General features: G+C 41.3%; 13 protein-coding genes and 1 pseudogene. 7 read left to right on the plus strand and 7 right to left on the minus strand.

Annotated features, from left to right (window positions below; translation table 11 throughout):
• Nucleotides 1-199: 199 nt before the first annotated feature.
• Nucleotides 200-1,114 (minus strand): annotated as a pseudogene (locus A3GG_RS12105) (phage integrase SAM-like domain-containing protein); the annotation flags it as partial.
• Between the two features lie 482 nt (nucleotides 1,115-1,596).
• Between A3GG_RS12105 and A3GG_RS0107720 the strand changes: the two are divergent.
• From A3GG_RS0107720 to A3GG_RS0107730, 3 genes are read left to right on the plus strand one after another with little or no spacing between them, the layout of a single operon-like run.
• A complete protein-coding gene (locus A3GG_RS0107720; RefSeq protein WP_018358726.1) occupies nucleotides 1,597-2,889 on the plus strand; it encodes a site-specific integrase in 1,293 nt (430 codons plus the stop codon).
• A gap of 11 nt (nucleotides 2,890-2,900) precedes the next feature.
• Nucleotides 2,901-4,175 (plus strand): PDDEXK nuclease domain-containing protein, encoded by a 1,275-nt coding sequence (locus A3GG_RS0107725; RefSeq protein ID WP_018358727.1) that lies wholly within the window; start codon nucleotides 2,901-2,903, stop codon nucleotides 4,173-4,175.
• A 55-nt stretch (nucleotides 4,176-4,230) separates the two neighbouring features.
• Nucleotides 4,231-5,964, plus strand: a complete 1,734-nt coding sequence (locus tag A3GG_RS0107730; RefSeq protein ID WP_018358728.1) for a DUF262 domain-containing protein — start codon at nucleotides 4,231-4,233, stop codon at nucleotides 5,962-5,964.
• A 44-nt stretch (nucleotides 5,965-6,008) separates the two neighbouring features.
• Here A3GG_RS0107730 and A3GG_RS0107735 read toward each other — a convergent pair whose 3' ends face one another.
• From A3GG_RS0107735 to A3GG_RS0107760, 6 genes are all read right to left on the minus strand, one after another.
• Nucleotides 6,009-6,668: a hypothetical protein gene (locus A3GG_RS0107735; RefSeq protein WP_018358729.1), complete on the minus strand. Its 660-nt coding sequence runs from the start codon at nucleotides 6,666-6,668 to the stop codon at nucleotides 6,009-6,011.
• Between the two features lie 21 nt (nucleotides 6,669-6,689).
• Nucleotides 6,690-7,610 (minus strand): relaxase/mobilization nuclease domain-containing protein, encoded by a 921-nt coding sequence (locus A3GG_RS0107740; protein ID WP_018358730.1) that lies wholly within the window; start codon nucleotides 7,608-7,610, stop codon nucleotides 6,690-6,692.
• Nucleotides 7,607-7,954, minus strand: a complete 348-nt coding sequence (locus A3GG_RS0107745; protein ID WP_026215711.1) for a plasmid mobilization protein — start codon at nucleotides 7,952-7,954, stop codon at nucleotides 7,607-7,609. The genes A3GG_RS0107740 and A3GG_RS0107745 overlap by 4 nt, the downstream gene beginning before the upstream one ends.
• Nucleotides 7,955-8,059: 105 nt before the next feature.
• Nucleotides 8,060-8,950, minus strand: a complete 891-nt coding sequence (locus tag A3GG_RS0107750; protein ID WP_026215712.1) for a CHC2 zinc finger domain-containing protein — start codon at nucleotides 8,948-8,950, stop codon at nucleotides 8,060-8,062.
• 176 nt (nucleotides 8,951-9,126) lie between these two features.
• A complete protein-coding gene (locus A3GG_RS0107755; protein WP_018358733.1) occupies nucleotides 9,127-10,176 on the minus strand; it encodes an AAA family ATPase in 1,050 nt (349 codons plus the stop codon).
• Entirely contained in the window at nucleotides 10,173-10,481 is a 309-nt protein-coding gene (locus tag A3GG_RS0107760; protein ID WP_018358734.1) for a DUF3853 family protein, read from the minus strand. The genes A3GG_RS0107755 and A3GG_RS0107760 overlap by 4 nt, the downstream gene beginning before the upstream one ends.
• A gap of 355 nt (nucleotides 10,482-10,836) precedes the next feature.
• Here A3GG_RS0107760 and A3GG_RS0107765 point away from each other — a divergent pair, with 355 nt between their 5' ends.
• The 4 genes from A3GG_RS0107765 to A3GG_RS0107785 all read left to right on the plus strand — a co-directional run bounded on the left by A3GG_RS0107765 (nucleotide 10,837) and on the right by A3GG_RS0107785 (nucleotide 16,970).
• Nucleotides 10,837-11,040: a helix-turn-helix domain-containing protein gene (locus A3GG_RS0107765; protein WP_018358735.1), complete on the plus strand. Its 204-nt coding sequence runs from the start codon at nucleotides 10,837-10,839 to the stop codon at nucleotides 11,038-11,040.
• A 256-nt stretch (nucleotides 11,041-11,296) separates the two neighbouring features.
• Nucleotides 11,297-13,282, plus strand: coding sequence for a P-loop NTPase fold protein (locus A3GG_RS0107775; protein ID WP_018358736.1), 1,986 nt, complete (start codon nucleotides 11,297-11,299; stop codon nucleotides 13,280-13,282).
• 6 nt (nucleotides 13,283-13,288) lie between these two features.
• Complete coding sequence (locus A3GG_RS0107780; protein ID WP_018358737.1) at nucleotides 13,289-15,280, plus strand: hypothetical protein; 1,992 nt, start codon at nucleotides 13,289-13,291, stop codon at nucleotides 15,278-15,280.
• A 4-nt stretch (nucleotides 15,281-15,284) separates the two neighbouring features.
• The gene (locus A3GG_RS0107785) at nucleotides 15,285-16,970 is read left to right on the plus strand and encodes a hypothetical protein (RefSeq protein ID WP_248637670.1); all 1,686 of its coding nucleotides are present in this window, start codon (nucleotides 15,285-15,287) and stop codon (nucleotides 16,968-16,970) included.
• The last annotated feature ends 692 nt before the right edge of the window (nucleotides 16,971-17,662 follow it).

Below are 17,662 nucleotides of genomic sequence, written 5' to 3' on the forward strand. Positions count from 1 at the left end.
ATAGGGAAGTGGATAAAGTTCTATAACTATGAGCGCCCCCACCAGAGTATCACCAAGCTACTCCCTGCCATGGAATATGGAATAGTAGTAGCTGCATAACAATAACCAATAACGATGTAAAAAGAAAGAAAATGTGTACGTTTGTGACAGTGATAGAAAAAAAACACTAGCCCGTTGTCGAAAAATGGGGAGTACTATAATATTTGGCAATGATGCTCTTGGGAATATCCAGTAGAAGGACATTCGTCTCCACGCTCGTCTTCTGCCGTTTGGTCATAATCCATTGCTTGTCATCGAGCGTAACGATGTTGTCAGGCGTGAGATTGGACACGTCGATATATGCCAGTCCCGTGAAGCAGGAGAAGATGAACATATCCCGTACCTGTTCCAACCGTTGGATACCCAGTTCCTTGTTGGCAATCTTCAGTATTTCCTCATCTGTGAGGAAACCTCGGTTTACCGGCTCCAAGTGGAAGCGGTGATTGAGGAATGGGTCATGCAACAGATACCCACGCTTCTGTGCATAGACAGTTTTGGTTTTAAGCGTCTTCATCTTCTTGACCGAGGTGTTATAAGAACATCCGGCAACGGTACTCAAATATAACTCAAAGTCTTGAACCACGGCAGGTGTGAGTTCTGTCAGATTGATGTCCTTGCAAGCGTACTTATAGGATAGAAACTCCCCAAAGTGTCTTCTAAGGACACTGTACTTTTGCAAGCTGTCTTGACTAATGGTATGACCAACACGCTGCCTGATGTCATCATTGAACTTGTCGAACACAGGAAGGAAAGTAATGTATTCTCTGTCTTTTCCGACAAAGTACGAACGAATCTTTTCCAACGACAGGGTTTCATCATTCTCAAACTTGTGGAAAATACTATTCAGTGTAGTGGAAATGGAGTCCAATGCGGCATTGACCGACAAGGCTTCGGTGGTGCGACCTTTAAGACGACTACCTGTGTTATTCCACAATGTTTTGTCCACGAAGATTTTCGTGGAACCGAAATTTGCCATCTCTCCATTCAGAAATACACGGAGCATAACAGGCGACTTCCCTTCTTTATTCTCATAGTTTGAGCGTAGGTAGAAGGATACCTTGAAATTCATTCTCATAATGCATCATTCTTTAGTGTAGCACTCGGCTACAAAGTTACTATCTAAACCATTGAAAGAAAGAGAATTGATGCCGTCAAATTAGTATTCAGAACCTCGTCACTGCTACATTTTTTATTGCTACAATTTTTCTGTAGCACTATGTGTAGCAGAATATGACCGAAAGATGATTGTCAAAAGTGGATTTATGCCATCAGACAATAGGGCTATATACAAAGAAAAATCGTTGTAAAACCTTGATTTTACAACGATTATCTGCTTTTTGAAGGCTAAATTGAAGACCCTTGTGAAGACCTTCTGAAACCTTCCAGCGGAGAGAGAGGCTCTTTCTCTCGAACTATCACAAGCCATCAAATCGCATCAATCTATTGTAGTATAGCATTTTATGTAGAATGTTAATAAAATGAGATTTCACGGAAAACCTTTGGCTATATCATTTTTAGGGTGTAACTTTGGGTGCATAAAACAATACACCCGAAGGTATGAACATCAAGCGGAATATCATCTTCACGTTGGAGAGCAGAAAGAAGGACGGAGTTCTTATCACAGAGAACGTGCCTATTCGCATGCGCGTTAATTTTGCATCCAAGCGGATTGAGTTCACCACTGGCTATCGCATTGATGCAGCCAAATGGGATGCGGACAAGCAGCGTGTGAAGAATGGTTGTAGCAACAAATTGAAACAATCGGCTTCCGAAATCAATGCTTCGCTCTTGGAGTATTATACGGAAATACAGGCTATCTTTAAGAGATTTGAGGTGGAGGACGTAATGCCAGCACCCGAACAGATTAAGGAGGCTTTTAATGCTTTGCACAAACCTGCAAGCGAAGAACCTAAGCCGAAGAAGGAAGCATTGTCTTGCGATTTCTTTCAAGTGTTTGATGATTTTGTCGAGGATTGTGGACGTCAGAATGATTGGACGGACTCCACGTATGAGAAATTTGCAGCCGTGAAGAATCATTTGACCAACTTTCGTGAAGGACTTACATTTGAGTTCTTTGACGAGCGAGGCCTGAATGATTATGTGGGTTATCTGCGTGATGTAAAGGAAATGCGTAACACTACCATTGGGAAGCAACTGAGTTTCTTGAAATGGTTTCTGCGCTGGGCTTTCAAGAAAGGTGTGCATCAGAACAATGCCTACGACAATTATAAGCCGAAACTTAAGAGTACCCAAAAGAAAATCATCTTTCTCACTTGGGACGAACTCAACCGTCTCCGAGAGTTCGAAATACCTTCCAACAAGCAGGCTCTCGAACGTGTGCGTGATGTGTTCCTCTTTCAATGCTTCACTGGCTTGCGCTATTCGGATGTGTTCAACCTTCGCAGGAGCGATATAAAAGGCGACCATATTGAGGTTACTACGGTCAAGACTTCCGATAGTTTGATTATCGAACTGAACAATCACAGCAAGGCGATTCTTGATAAATACAAGGATGTGGTGTTTGAGCATGATAAAGTGCTGCCTGTGATTACCAATCAGAAGATGAATGATTATCTTAAGGAATTGGCAGAAATGGCAGGTATTGATGAGCCTGTGCGCCAAACGTATTATAAAGGCAATGAGCGCATAGACGATGTTACGCCTAAATACGCTTTGCTTGGCACGCACGCTGGTCGCAGAACGTTCATCTGTAACGCCCTCGCTTTGGGTATTCCTCCGCAAGTGGTGATGAAGTGGACGGGACATAGCGACTACAAGGCGATGAAGCCGTATATTGACATTGCAGACGACATCAAAGCGAATGCAATGAGTAAGTTCAATCAATTATAATAGATTTCACAATGAGCAACGATATAAAGAACACAGACAAACAGGATTTTTCACCCGTAGTGCGTGCCATTGGCTCTGATTTGGAGCAGACCCAAGTACGCGTGGTTGCTTCGGCTAATGCTGATATGCTCTTCCATTATTGGAAAGTGGGGCATTTCATTCTCTACCTTCAAAAGAAAGAAGGTTGGGGAAGCAAAGTTATTGACAACCTCTCCAAGGCAATACGCTCGCAATATCCTGACAAGAAGGGATATTCCGCCCGCAACCTTATCTATATGTGTCAGTTTGCAAAGGCATATCCTATGGAGGTCTTAATGCAGTTAGAAGAGACCGATAAGGCTTTGCTAAACCCTTCTGTGGAGGAAGTTTTGAAACAAACAAAGACTCTCAACGAAATTACGCAACAACCTGTTGCGTTAATTCAAGACACAAATAACCAGACGTTTGAAATAGTGCAACAACCTGTTGCGCAATTAGGCGAAGTGGCTCAAACGCTTTCTTCTGTCTATCACACAGAAATTCAACAAATAGAGGAACTTTTCAAGCGTTCAGCCGTTGTTCGCACAAATTGGGCAAGCCATGTGATACTCCTTAATAGCAAACTTCCTCTTGGCGAACGCTATTGGTATATCACGCAGGCTGTTGCCAATGGCTGGAGTCGAAACATTCTGCAAATGCAGATAGAAACAAACCTTTTTGCTCGACAAATTACGGCAAAGAAAGTGAGTAACTTCTCGGCACGCTTGCCTAAGCCGCAAAGCGACCTCGCCAACTATCTGATGAAAGACCCTTATATCTTTGATATAATGGGGCAAACGGATAAGATGGCTGAAAAGGACATCGAACAGCAATTGGTTTCGCACATTACGAAGTATCTGCTTGAAATGGGCAGTGGTTTTGCGTTTGTGGCACAGCAGAAACATTTTGAGGTAGGCGACTCTGATTTCTATGCCGACCTCATTCTCTACAACATTCAGTTGCACGCCTATGTGGTTATCGAACTTAAAGCGACACCTTTCAAGCCCGAATATATGGGACAACTCAACTTCTACATCAATGTAGTGGACGATACCCTCCGTGGCGAACACGATAACAAAACCATCGGCTTGCTTCTCTGCAATGGTGGCGACAAGGTTGTGGCGCAATACGCTCTCTCTGGCTATGAGCAGCCTATTGGCGTGAGCGACTATCAACTCTCAAAGGCTATTCCTGAAAATCTGAAATCGGCTCTGCCTACGGTGGAAGAAGTTGAGGAAGAACTTAATAAAATCGTGGATCAAGAGTAGCTTTGTAATGTCTGATAAGATCAATAAAAAGAATTAAAACAATAAATCATATAAGATGTCAAAGCTCAACATAGACCAAAAGACCATTAAGGGACTTTTTGCAGATAAGAAAACCGATTTTCTTATTCCTGATTATCAGCGTCCATACGCTTGGGGTGAAACAGAGTGTCAAACTCTTTGGGATAATATTTTTACTTTTGCAATTCCAGAAGATGATGCAACCAAATTCCGGCAGGATGAAGAGTATTTTCTAGGACCAATAGTTACTTTCAAGAATGGAAGTGGCAAACAGGAAATTATAGATGGGCAACAACGTCTCACAACCTTAATGCTTTTATTGAGAGCATTCTATGAACGTTCAGGAATGATGCAGGATAAAGGAACTAAAAGTATGCGGAAGATGATTGAGCAATGTGTTTGGAAAACAAATGAATTTGACGAACCGGACAAAGAAGCATTGAAAATAGATTCTGAAGTTGCTACTGATGATGATAAAGAAGAATTCTTAGATATTCTCAAAGATGGAGTTGCTCCAAATAATTTCAAAAGTCGATATGCAGAGAACTATCGTTTCTTCCAAAAGAAAATAGATGATTTTTTAGCAAACTATCCAACATTTTTTCCATATCTGCCTATTAGAATTCTTGGTAATTGCATTTTATTACCTATTGAAGCAGAAAACCAAGATACGGCATTACGCATCTTTTCCACACTAAACGATAGAGGAAAACCTCTTTCCGATGCTGATATTTTCAAAGCTGAGTTTTATAAATACTACTCTAAGAATGGCAAGAAAGAAGATTTTATAGAACGCTGGAGGGAATTAGAGCGTTTATCTTCTTTGACATTTAACTCGAGCAAGGATTCTCCTTTAGATGAACTTTTCACGCTGTATATGTATTTCTTACGAGCTAAACAGGGAAATACTAACACGACAACTGAGGCTTTACGTAAGTTCTATGAGAAGGATACATATAAAGCCTTGAAAAATGAAACAACTTTAGATGAACTTGAAATTCTTATAAAGTTTTGGTACGATGTCAATAATCAAGACTTAAATAGGTTTTCAGATAAAGTTCTACAACTCCTATTTGTATTAAATTATGCACCTAATGGCATGTGGTACTATTTTGTATCTGTCTATTTTATGCATAATAAACAGTCGGATGGCTCTTTGGAAGAGAGTGCTTTCTTAAAATTTTTGGAACGAACGATCGGATTTATTTGGGCATACGCACTTACTAATCCAGGCGTAAATGCTCTTCGCACACCTATATATCGCGAAATGGTTAATCTGATTAATGGTAAAGAAGTAACATTTTCTGATTTTAAGTTTGAAAGAGATAATCTCGAAAACATAATTAAAAGTTATAGATTTCTGAACCAGAGACAAATAACCCGATCAATGATTACTTGGTGGGCTTATCAGCATAACCAACAAGTGCTACTCCCTCTTGAAAGCAAATTTGACATAGAGCATATATATGCGAGAAATAGAGTGAAAAATGAGCCTTTAAAAGATGGATGGAATGCAGAACTTCTAGGAAACAAGTCTTTACTTGAACAACGCATAAATATCAGAGCTTCGGACTATAGGTTTACTGATAAAGTGAAGTATTACAAAGGATTGCAAGGAGGTAAGGGCGAAAAGAAACAGACGTGCATCTCAGAACTCTTGGCAATGGCAAACGAGAAAAATGATTTTACAGAAGACGATATCCTAAATCGTAATGAAGCAATTATCAAAGGGTTCATTGCTTATTTAGACCAAAATGAACTTTTAAAATAAAACGTAGCCCCAAGAAAGAATAATCGCCTCCTTGGGGTTTTCGTTTACTTCACTAACAACTTCTTAAGTTGAACTTGCTCACCTTTGATACGCTCTTGCTGTTCTATTAGTTCTGCTTGTCGTTGTATGGCTTGCTCATAATCGAGAACTTTCTGTTGCATCTGCTGAATGACTTTGGAATTGCGGTGTGCGATAAAGAGGCTATCGAGATGAGCAAAGTCTTTGCTTGTAGCTTTGCCTTGCATTCGTAAATAGCGGTAGCGGAGGTCGTAATCGGAGGCGGTTTGCAGTTGATGGGCTCCCATGGCGAAGAACCAGCAACTGACCATGGCCAGTCCACAAACTAACAAGAGCAACATACGCTCGGCTAATTGCACGCTGGCAAAGAGCGAGTAGTTCTTGTACTCTACGGGCTTATGTTGCTCTTTGATGAACTGTTGCAGGGCTTCAAACTTTGGGTCGAGTTTCTTACTCGATTGCGAGAGTGCCTCCAAAACAAAAAGTTGGTGCTCCTTGATTTTGGCTTGCGTCTCTTTGGAGAGATGAATCTGCACAGTTTCTTGCGTTGTGGTGCGCCCTGCAGTTGGATTGGCTGGCTGCTCTACAAGCGTGGTACGCAGTTCTGTTTGAGCCTTGCTGATTAATTTGCATTCTTGTTTGAGTTCTTCGAGTATATCGAGAACTGGGGCTATTTCATTGTTCATACGGTTGTTATTTTGAGATGATTAAATTCTACGTTTGCGGTTGGCTCTGTTGCGAAGCTTCTTTTGAAAGCGGAGTTCATCAACATCTACACCTCCGCTTGGCATCGTGAACACTTCGCTGATTGCTTCGGAAAAGTCTGAAGTATAACTGTTTTCATCGACAGAATGTGCCATTGGCTCTTTTTGTAGATGGCTTTGCTCTTGCCGTTGGGAATTCCGCTCTATCTCCGCATTAAGGCGGGAGAAAGAGCACGAGCGGTCTATCTTTGAACCACTGAAACTACAACCGCCCTTCTCGAAGATGATGCCTTGCACGACATCGGTATTGCCTTTTGTCTTGAAACGAGTGGCAATGCCTTGCTTGTCTAAGCCAGCGACAAAGTCTTTCCAATTCTTCGATTTGGGCAACGCTGCCTTGATGGCATCGAATATCTCGTAGCGCAACTTGTCTTCGCCTCGCAGGCGTTGACGGTTCACCGCCTTCTTTCCTTCTCCAAGTGTCAAATCATAACGCTCAGTCAGTTCTCGGCAAATCTTCGTAGAGCGGTATTTCTCATTGCGGTCGCTGATGGTCTTGCCATCGTTGCCAATACGGTTGATGCAAATGTGCAAGTGCGGATGCTGGCGGTCGCTGTGCCTTACGACAAGGCTCTGCGTATCGCCATAGCCCATTTTCACCAAATACTCATTGGCAATCTTCACCATTACCTCGTCAGTCAGTCGCTCGGCATCGCTGGCTGAGAATGAAAGTATCGTGTGGCAGACAGGTTTCTGCACGTTCGGGCGCATGGAGGCTTGAAGCGTGAACTCGTGGGCGCATAGGTTCTGGTCAATAAACCCTACGTTATTACTCGCCAAAACCTTAGCTTTTCCTTCCTCTTTGCTGAGCATATAGTTGATGACGCCTCCAAAGTCTGCGCCTTTGATAATCTTGGCTATCATGGTTTCAAGCGTTTGATGAGTTCATGAATGAGGGCTTTCAGTGCATTCAAGTCTTCATTGAGGGCTGAGATGCCAAAGGTATTGAGCCGATGGGCTATCTGATTGAGATTGATTGCCATACCTGAGACCGTGCGGATGAGTTGCATTTCTTCGGGTTTGATGCGAGACTTGACTTCTGCTTTTGTGATAAGCTGTCGCAAGAACTCAGTGCGAGTGATGGATGTCTCGCGCGCTTTACCCAGCAGGGTGTAGTACTCCATGGTGTTGAGTCGTAGAAGTACTTGGTATTTTCGTTTCTCTGATAAAGTCTTGGTGGGTCGCCCACCCTTATTCTTCTGTTCCATAATCATTCGTGTTGTTGATGAGACCAACGGGATTTTCACCTCCCAACGTTGGGAGCAAGTAGGTTTTGAGATACTCAAAACACAAACTTGCTTCCCAGATACACACTATCTTCTGATGCCACGCTTCGTGGTCGGTAATCGTGGCTGCTTTTCTTTGAGTTGGGATTGAGCAACGAACCATTCGTTGAGGTCTTTATGCTCTCGGTAGCGTGCGGCACCATCAACGATTTGCGGAAACATTTGCGTCAAAATGGTAAATGATTTTCGCCCTGCATCGTCATTATCCAGAAAACTTTCCACTTCTTGATAGCCTACTATCTGCTCTTTGATTCGTGGCAAAAGTGCCAGAGAGTTAAGAACGATGGCATCGCTCGTTGAAGATGGATTAAGTGTTTGCCATGAGAGAAAATCCATGAAGCCCTCAAAGATTTGCAAGCGGTCGGATGCTCTTCTAATCGTTGTAACAGCCTTTGGTGCGATACATCCTTTGAAATAAGGACTACGAATTTCCCATCCGCCAGCATCATTAGCAAAGCCGATAGCATAAAACAATCGTCCTGCATTGCGGTAGTTTATCTCATAGCAAAACTCATTGGCGATGACTGAGTTAATCCCTCGTGCTGAAATATAACTCAGCAAGTGTAGACTGGTAAGTGATTCTACAGAAAGAAGTTTCAACTTGTGCTCAGGGAAATCCTTCTTTCCGCCAAAAGAAAAAGGACTTGTTCTTAATGGTGAGCCATTTCCCAATAGCTGTAATGCTTCTGCCATATCGCAATGATGCAAAGCGCATACAAGGTCGATGATATCGCCATGCTCTCCAGTGCCAAAGTCGTACCACTGGTTGCGCTCGGTATTTACTTTGAATGATGGTGTACGCTCTTGCCGAAAGGGAGAGCAGTACCAATGATTAATTCCCTTTATCTGTACAGGCATATAGCCTTGCCGTTGCAGATAGTCCGTAATGGAAATTTGCTTGATGTGTTGTATGTTCATCTTGTTTGTCATTTTTGAAGTGAATAGCATCAGCCTTTTTCTTTTGGAGGCTGTTTAATTGTTGTTTGGTCGGACGGTCGTACACTATAGGCACCCATTTGCGACCGACCAAACTCGTTTCTCTTTGGTCGGGTTGGTTCAGGTATATATAGCCTGCGTCCGACCGACCAAAGGTTTTAGGGCTGATAGTCTTGGTTGAGCCGATACTTCCCTCGCTCTTCCTTTATCACCATGCCTTTATTGAGCAGAAATTGCAGAAGTTCCTTGAGTTTGGTTTGCCCGTAAGATTGCCCTATGACCTCCGCATAAGCCTTTTTGAGCGCTGTGATGAGTTCTCCATAGGGCAAGACTTCTCGGAAAGAAAAGGCTTGTATCAATGCTTTCTGATGTTCCGTGTCGCATAGTTCATGATAGGAATAGCGGTGAGACTTACGCTCATTGTCCGTGTAGGTCAAATCGATTTCGGGAACGCACACCTCATCTTCCATTTCCTTGAGCCGAAAAGCAAATTTGTCGAAAGGTTTGGAACGGATGATGGCAGGGGCAACGATGCTTCGTTCGGGCAGTGTGTTGTCCTTCGTGATTTGGAGGACAGTTTCTGCCTTGTTGTTGAGTTCGGTGCCGATATGCCCTCGTGCGTTGTCGTCACCTTTGTTGAGGTGCAGCACGGTTTGAATATGTATATTCTGCTCGCTCGTCCACTGCATTAGGTCGCCCACCAACTTAGTCGCCTCCGTTGAGTTGTTGATGTCAAGCATCAAATCTCGAATGCCGTCAATGACCACCAGACCCACGTTAGGCGTGTGATAGATGGCATAACGGATAATTTCTCTGCGCTCATTTGGGGCGGCAATGGCTCTAAGATGGCTGAACTTTAGATGCTCAGGCTCTCTGTTAATCGGGAGTCCTGCCAATCGCAGTATGCGTTGCATCACCAGTTGGCAATGATAGGGGCTTTGCTCCGTGTCAAAGTAAAGGATATTTCTTTTCGATTCGGGGAATGAAGCCTTATACTCCAGCACTTGCCCATTGACAAGGGCTGCTGCTACAATGGCACTCACATTGAAGGTTTTCTTTGCTTTCGCCTTGCCTGTCGAAACACTGAAGTTGCCCAGCGTGCCGATAATTGCTTCTCCAGCTTGTAGCACAATGGGTGGAAGTGAGAACTCATCCGTAACATGGATGAGCGATGCTTTCCAAATGTTTTCGTAATCGGTCGTGTTCATGATCGCCCTCCTGTCTTTCGTCCTGCCAATTCCAGCGCAAGGTCAGCATCCACAATTATCTTGCGACCAATTTGTGTAATGGCACGATTAATTTTACCACTTTGCTTGATACGATTAGCCGTAGGTAGGCTGCACCCAAAGAGCCGTGCAATGCCAGCCAAGCCGTACACATACTGCTTTTCTTCTTTGGAGGAAGCCTTTGTCGTTTCTCCATTCGTGGACATATTGCCGTGTCGTGCAAGGAAAAGCAATTCTTCACCAGTCATCTGCCAAACAGGCTTGTCCAGTAATTCGTTTATCGTCATAATTCAATTGTTTTGAAATGAATAATTCGCCCTTGCGCATTGGGCATTTGTCAGGTCTGACGATGCAAATGTATAACGCTAAATCAGTGTCTCCAAGCATCATAGATACAGCAGGAACAATAGGGATAAATCGGGAAATTAAGAAGTCTCAAATACGATTGTAGCACACTTAATAATGGAATAATATCTACAGGTTGGACTGCTCATAGATAATCGTTTTTGAAGCCTTCAGAGGTTCCTTTGTTCTCATTTTTTAAGAAAATAGGTTCTCCGCAGTGTTAAACCCGCATCTTCTTTTCGTCCTACTCAATATAAGTTCATATCTTTGTAGAAAAATAAGATATACCAAAGCATCATGGCACAGAAGAAAGAACATAGTAACTTCATCAAGGAGCATTTGAAGAAGCGAGGTATCACCCAAACGTGGCTTGCCAAAGAGTTGGGCATGAGCTTTAGCATCACCAACGCCTACGTCTGCAACCGCAAACAACCCAACCTCGCCACCATCTTCAAAATGGCAGATTTACTCAATATTTCACCAAAAGAACTAGTGAAGTAACTTCAGAGCAGTACAAGCATAAAAACTAACATGAATGAAGCAATAAAGGGAATAAAAAACTTCATATTTGTAGGACTGGTACTAGTGCTGTCCTTTGCTGCTTGTAATAAGGACAATGAGACAACTGAAGCAATTGCATTGACCCAAATGGTGCTTTTGGTGACATTGTGTAGAATGACTCCACAAAGGTTGGTGGTATAATGCATAACACTAAATGACTTCCTAAAACAATGATTTATTTCTAAAAAACAATAATATGTTAGACGGTATAAGAAACTATCTATCAATGGAAAGTACTGGCGCTTTGATGGTGTCGGGCGAATGGGGTTGTGGTAAGACTTATCATATAGAGAAAGTGATAATACCGACCTTACGACAGGAAGGATGGAATCCAGTGAAGGTTTCATTATTTGGTATTGAGTCGGTTAATGAAATACCACTTCGAATAGCAGATAATTATAAACGGGCAGAGAGCGATAAAGGTGAAAGAACAGAGAAGGAGAAAAATAAATCGAGGCTGTGTGGTTGGGGAAAGGAGAAGGTTGGCAAGGTTGTAGCCAAAGGGACACAATTCGCTTCTAGTATATCATGGCTAGAAAGTTTTGTGGACGTGAAAACATTAGTTGGTAACAATAGTGGCTTGCTTTATAAACTTATTCCCACAGAAAATACCGTTATCATTCTTGATGATATAGAACGCGTGATAAATACAATTGATGTTCATACTCTCTTGGGAGTCATCAATGACTTGGTTGAACAACGAGGCTATAAGGTGATAGTGATTGCCAACAACTCTTACATGCAGCAAAAGGGTGAGGCAAAACTTGTGTTCAAAGAAAAGGTGATAGAGAAAACCTTGGTATATGAACCAGATGTGGTGTCCATCTTTAAGGAATTATGTGGGAAGGGCTATTCTTCACCATTTACCGCATTCATGACGGCTCAAAAGGCGGTGGAGGTAATTGATCCGAGTTATCCATCATATAAAGAAGATAAAGGTTTGCTGGTTGAACTGCATAACATCAGAATACTGAAATTCGCATTAGCCCATTTTAGCAAGATTTATGAGGTCTGCAATGCTTTCCTGAAGGATGAGAATAAAGATACTGCTGATAGCTTTCTCCTGTCTTTATGGGCTTGTACGGTAGGTGTTACTATTGAATATAAAAAAGACCGTTTGACCTATAAAGATAGGTTGCAGTTTGCTCAATATGTTGAACTGTCATCAATTGACTGGGAGTTTGGTGACGATGACAGGAAAGCAGACGGATTGTTTGATGAAACGCAAGAAGATGAGGAACAGGAAAAGCAGAAGGAAGAAAAACAACGCGAATATACAAACCGTCGTATTACGTACATCTTTAAGAAGTTGGTGAAAGTTCATAATTTCCCTGTCATTGTTTCACCGCAGATATTTGACTTTGTTACGGCAGGTATGTCATTGGATAAGGAAGGACTAAAAGCGGTGTGGGAAGAATATAAAAATCAAGTGCAAAGGAATAATATAAACCCCGCATATGCACTGTTGCAGAAGTTTATACATTCGCAATGGGATATGAGTAATAAAGAAATGGCGGATGCTGTGATGCAATTGGCGCAGTATGTGGAAGACGGGGAATTCTGTGATAATATGGCATACGTTAATTCTGCTACATATCTTCAGCACTTCTATCCTCTTACCTCTTTTTCTAAGGAGGATATGCAAAAGAAAATTCGCTGTGGCATTGACAAGATGTATGAAAGCATAGATACGCCGAACCTTCTTGATAAGCTAAATCTGGATGTTGTTGAAACTGCAATCCCAAAGGAAAGCCGATGGGTAGTTGAGTATGAACGTGAGAAGATGAATGAAATAACGAAAGCCAATTTAGATGCAGATATTAAAGAGGTGCACCGCCAGTTTATCGAAGACCTACCCACTTTAGCCAATAGACTGACTATTCAATATGGAGATACCAAGACACCGGATTTCCTAAGTTATCCAATATTAAAGCATATTCCGAAGAAGGATATTACCAAGAAGGTGAATAATATACAGCCCAAAGAAGTGATGGCTCTCTATCAAATACTGAACGGACGTTTCTTACAACAGGTTCCATATCCCGAAGTATATGATGCAGAATTGCCATTTGTGAGGAATTTGGAGCAAGCCTTAGCGCAGAAAAATGACAATAAAACGACCTATGCAGATATTCTGATTGAAGATCATCTGAAGGATGTAATTAAGAAAATACAGAAGTAAGAAACGATGGTAAAAATAGCTGATTTCAAGAAGTTTGTAGATGGTTTATTGAAGCCAGTGAACAATAAGGCTGGGAAAGTAGATGCCCGTATCAAGGCACTGCTTCCATCTGCCGTTGATGAAATAATTCTGTATAAGGATTTCCAGAGGCTGGGTAAAGGCTTGCTGAGAGAGCAACTACTGGATGGTGTGGATAACCAATGCTATATAGATATAGTGGAGATTATTCATAATTATCTTGGCTGGAATCAAAACGCCATAAAGGGTTTTAGTGCCCCTTGTTGGCAAGACGTGATAGCAGCCTGCAGTGAGGAAATGCCCTTGCCGCAAACAGATTGGTTGAAAGAATATGACAAGGAGTACAGACTGGCAGCAGCGGCAAAGCGGTTGAGAGAGTTTGGTCTCCAAATAAAGATTGAAGGATGCAGCTATGTGACAGAAAATGATGATATAGTTTTTGATGCCTTGATCAAATGGATTCGCGAGGCAGGTGGAAGAAGGTTTTTGAAGATGCTGTTAGCGCAGATGGAATATTTGGAACCTGAAGGAAGATTCTTGACCGATATGAACGGCAATACTCCCAATCCTAAGGATGTGATAATAGTAAAGCCATACAATTATCTTGTAAATTTGGCTTTGGCAAATATCAAAGCAGATGGAGGAAGTAATAGAGAGGCTACAAAGGCATTCGGAAAGGCTATACGACTGGCAACTGATTACTGTTTCCTTAAATACCCTGTTCAGAACTTCGGAAATTTATGGGGAGATTTATTCCACAGAGATAGAGACACGGTGGAGTTTTTTAGGGATTTGGTGTATAAGGAGAGTATTTTTGGATTGACGCAACATTCTGTTTGGTTTACTAAAATGTTCTGTGAGCGTGTACTTATGTATATGCGCGATACAGGAAGGGTATTGGAAGGCGGATACACATTTGATGAATATGAGCGATTGATGAACGATGTCCTTTCTGCTGCGGATACATTGAAATGTGTGGAACTAAAAAAAGACAAATTGAATAAACTGGGAATCAAGGCTATTGAACAATTGATAGATGATGTGTCAGCAAGTGATGACGTATTAAACAAAGGATTCAGAACGCCACTGGATGAAGAAAAAGAGAACGCCTCCAACAAACCACTGATTAAAGCAAATGGTAAGATATATGCCTTGCCTGTTACAATAGGTTCATGGGGGTGGTTTGAGGCTCTGATGACGGTTGTACGTAATCAAGAAAAAGAGGACAACCAGAAAGATATAGATAAGGAAGTCGGAAAGTTGATTGAGAATTATATCAAGGAGAAACTTGATGAAAAAGGCATAACGCATTGCAGTGGCACTTATCCTCCGCCAGAAAAAGGAGAAGCAGATCTTGTGGTTGAGGCCACAAAAGGTATCATGCTTTTTGAGATGAAGAAGAAAAGTCTGACTAGAAAGGCCAAGTCTGGAAATGAGTTTAAGATTGTAGCAGATCTACTGGGAAGCCTTATAGATTCACAGGCCCAATGTTTTAGGACTTCGCATCTTATGATTAAAGATGGGTATGTGGATTTAGATGATGGAAACGGGAATGTGACAAGGGTAGAGAAACAGGGTAGAACGGCTGAGTGCATCTCGATATGTCTAGGTGCTTTTGGTCCACTCCAAGACAGAATGCTTATCAAGAGCATTATGGATGAAATGTGTAATAATCCGTTGACTGCTGAGTATGAGGGCACTGATAAACAAACCATCAAGGATGTTAAGAAGTTCAACAAGGACATGCAGAAATGGATGCCTTTCTTAAACGAAGAGAGAACCAACGGTGATTCTAAAACGAATCCTTACTTCAATAGTTGGTTCTTAGATTTTGAACAATTAATGCTAATTGTGAAGGAATCAAATTCAAACGACGAACTGCTGGCTCGACTGCTAGAGACAAAGTACGTAACCACGGGGTCATATAATTTCTATAGAGAGCGCAGAATGGTAAGGATGATGAATGGTAATAAAGGGTAACGTTATGGAGAAGATGGAATTACAGAAGCAGGTATTGTTGTCTTATAGCGTAGTCTATCCAGACCGACACGATAAGATAGAAGACTTGTTGGCTAATGTTCCATCAAACACTGCCATAGAACTTATTTCATATAATCTCTCAAAGAAGGTGAATCAGTTTATTGGTGAGCATGATTTCGACATTTGGGCACCATGGATAATGAAAACGCGAAATGATGTAAAGAATCCTGTTGGTCAGTATGCTCAACAATATAACCTTGGGAACTATGCCCTTATAGATAAATATGCTATGCTTCTGCTTATTAGCAGACTTTTGACTTGTTATAATGGGAGAAATGAAGAATTGACAGAGGATGACTTGTCGAACCTGTTCTTGGCATATATGCTCTGTTGCGATGAGCGTCTGGCAATGAATGAGAAGCTGCCTAACAACAATATGAAGGCAGAAGAGTTTGTAGAGTCTTATATGCCAGATTGCTTGAAGAGTAATAATATTGAAGCACCAAGAGATTATAGGCTGTTGATGATAAAGTGCTATATGCTCTTGATAGAATTCCCAAAGTTTAACACTCGGTTTGCACAATATGTTGATGAATTCTGCAAAGAAAGGGATATACCCAGTGCCAAGTATTATTTAGATGAGATCTTCCTGACTTTTCTGGAAATGGGAAAAGAGGATTTCTCCAATTGCAGAATGGCTATTGGTGAGAATCAGAAGGATGCTAGTCGTTTCTATGATTCGTTAACATTAAATCCATCGCATTATCAACATGATATGGATTTTCTGATGATGAAGGAAAAGCCTCTGATTAAGACGGGGCCCAATATCTACAACTTCATGTTTATGAAGATGTTTCTGGATAAAGCATATACCGGACTTCTTTTTGATATGAAGGACGCTTTAGTTAAGAGGGGAGTGTTGAATCCCACAATGGGTTATGCTAATCTTCGGTCGTTTTTAGGTGAGGAGTTCTCGGAACGGTTCCTCTTTTATTCCTTGATGAAAAAATGTTTTGGTTTGAATTATGTGAATTATAGTGGAGAAGAACTGGAAAAGGCTCTGGGAAAGGGAATGCCAGACTATTATCTGAGACGTCGAAATAAGATATTCGTATTTGAATGTAAGGATGTTCAGATGGCTGCAAAAAAGAAATTAAGCGGTGATTATGAGACGATAAAAAAAGCAATTTTTGAGAAGTATGTCGCAAATTCCAAGGGGCATGCGAAAGGGATTGGGCAGTTGGCAAATGTGATTGTCGAAAAGTTACCAAGTATATTGAGAGAAGTTGATAAGTCGGCTCCCAATAGTGTGATATTTGTCTATCCCGTAATAGTATACTTCGATGATTGTTTTGATGTGGAAGGCCCGAACTATTTGCTAAATAAAGAGTTTCAACGAATCATTAGTGAAAAGAATGTTACAGCAGATTACGAAGTGAAGGATGTAGTGATGGTGAATATTGAGCAGTTGATGAGACTAGAAAATTTCTTTGCTGCTGAAAAGTTGGATTTGGCTTATCTAATAAATAGCTATATTGAGTATAAGGAAGAGTTTGAGTTAAATCAAGTGTTTCCTTTCAATAAATACATATTTCAAGAAGCGAGAAAGGTTGGGTATGAGTTGAAAAAGACACGTTGGTTTGATGAAGTCTTTGAGAATTTGAAGATAATGGATAGGATAGGGCTGTGATGAGTGGGCTCGCACAGAGAAGGAATATGGTCCACCACTCTTTTTTACAATTGAAGCTGTGCTTGTGACTACCCAAATAGAAAACACCCAACCTTACATTTTTGGGTGTAGAAAAGGGTGCAAATCGCATAACTTGCTGATTTACACCCTTGTTTGCGGAGAGAGCGGGTTGTAAACCAAGCCTTCTAACTCCTTATATCGTAGTTGTTTATATTCCTCTAAGATTTAATTGTAGCCAAATTGTAGCCATAGGAGAGTATTTTGAGAATACTCATAGCTATTGCTGTGAGATTTGCTCGCTTGCATTTCTCGGGTTCAAAGGTACGAATAAGTAGAACAACCTCCAAATATCTGAGAATAAAATTACTCTAAGTTTCTTGGCTACAATTCCAGTGCACGGTGCAAGCCCTTATATGAGAATGTTGCACGAAAAACCGTCTCAAATTATTGCGTATATCATTGATTATTAGTATCTTTATTGTGTAATTAAGGGGAGGATATAGTATTGATTTATAGCGACAATAGTTATGGGATTCAAGCAAACGAGCAACAATGCACCCTCATTTACTGAGGTGTTTACCGAATTGAGAAGTTCTAGAGCACGCAATGAGTTTCTAGAGCAAATTGACAAACTCATTGATTGGAGACCATTTCAAACGCTCATAAATAAAAAGCTAAATAAGAGAGCTGAA

Source organism: Porphyromonas levii DSM 23370, from assembly GCF_000379925.1.
Lineage (GTDB): Bacteria > Bacteroidota > Bacteroidia > Bacteroidales > Porphyromonadaceae > Porphyromonas_A > Porphyromonas_A levii.

Bases quoted from the DNA above. Each gene is read 5' to 3' on its own strand.
- A3GG_RS0107745 (WP_026215711.1), bottom strand. From the start codon at position 7,954: ATGGAACAGAAGAATAAGGGTGGGCGACCCACCAAGACTTTATCAGAG.
- A3GG_RS0107775 (WP_018358736.1), top strand. From the start codon at position 11,297: ATGTTAGACGGTATAAGAAACTATCTATCAATGGAAAGTACTGGCGCT.
- A3GG_RS0107785 (WP_248637670.1), top strand. From the start codon at position 15,285: ATGGAGAAGATGGAATTACAGAAGCAGGTATTGTTGTCTTATAGCGTA.
- A3GG_RS0107740 (WP_018358730.1), bottom strand. From the start codon at position 7,610: ATGATAGCCAAGATTATCAAAGGCGCAGACTTTGGAGGCGTCATCAAC.
- A3GG_RS0107750 (WP_026215712.1), bottom strand. From the start codon at position 8,950: ATGAACATACAACACATCAAGCAAATTTCCATTACGGACTATCTGCAA.
- A3GG_RS0107720 (WP_018358726.1), top strand. From the start codon at position 1,597: ATGAACATCAAGCGGAATATCATCTTCACGTTGGAGAGCAGAAAGAAG.
- A3GG_RS0107765 (WP_018358735.1), top strand. From the start codon at position 10,837: ATGGCACAGAAGAAAGAACATAGTAACTTCATCAAGGAGCATTTGAAG.
- A3GG_RS0107760 (WP_018358734.1), bottom strand. From the start codon at position 10,481: ATGACGATAAACGAATTACTGGACAAGCCTGTTTGGCAGATGACTGGT.
- A3GG_RS0107730 (WP_018358728.1), top strand. From the start codon at position 4,231: ATGTCAAAGCTCAACATAGACCAAAAGACCATTAAGGGACTTTTTGCA.
- A3GG_RS0107780 (WP_018358737.1), top strand. From the start codon at position 13,289: ATGGTAAAAATAGCTGATTTCAAGAAGTTTGTAGATGGTTTATTGAAG.
- A3GG_RS0107755 (WP_018358733.1), bottom strand. From the start codon at position 10,176: ATGAACACGACCGATTACGAAAACATTTGGAAAGCATCGCTCATCCAT.
- A3GG_RS0107735 (WP_018358729.1), bottom strand. From the start codon at position 6,668: ATGAACAATGAAATAGCCCCAGTTCTCGATATACTCGAAGAACTCAAA.
- A3GG_RS0107725 (WP_018358727.1), top strand. From the start codon at position 2,901: ATGAGCAACGATATAAAGAACACAGACAAACAGGATTTTTCACCCGTA.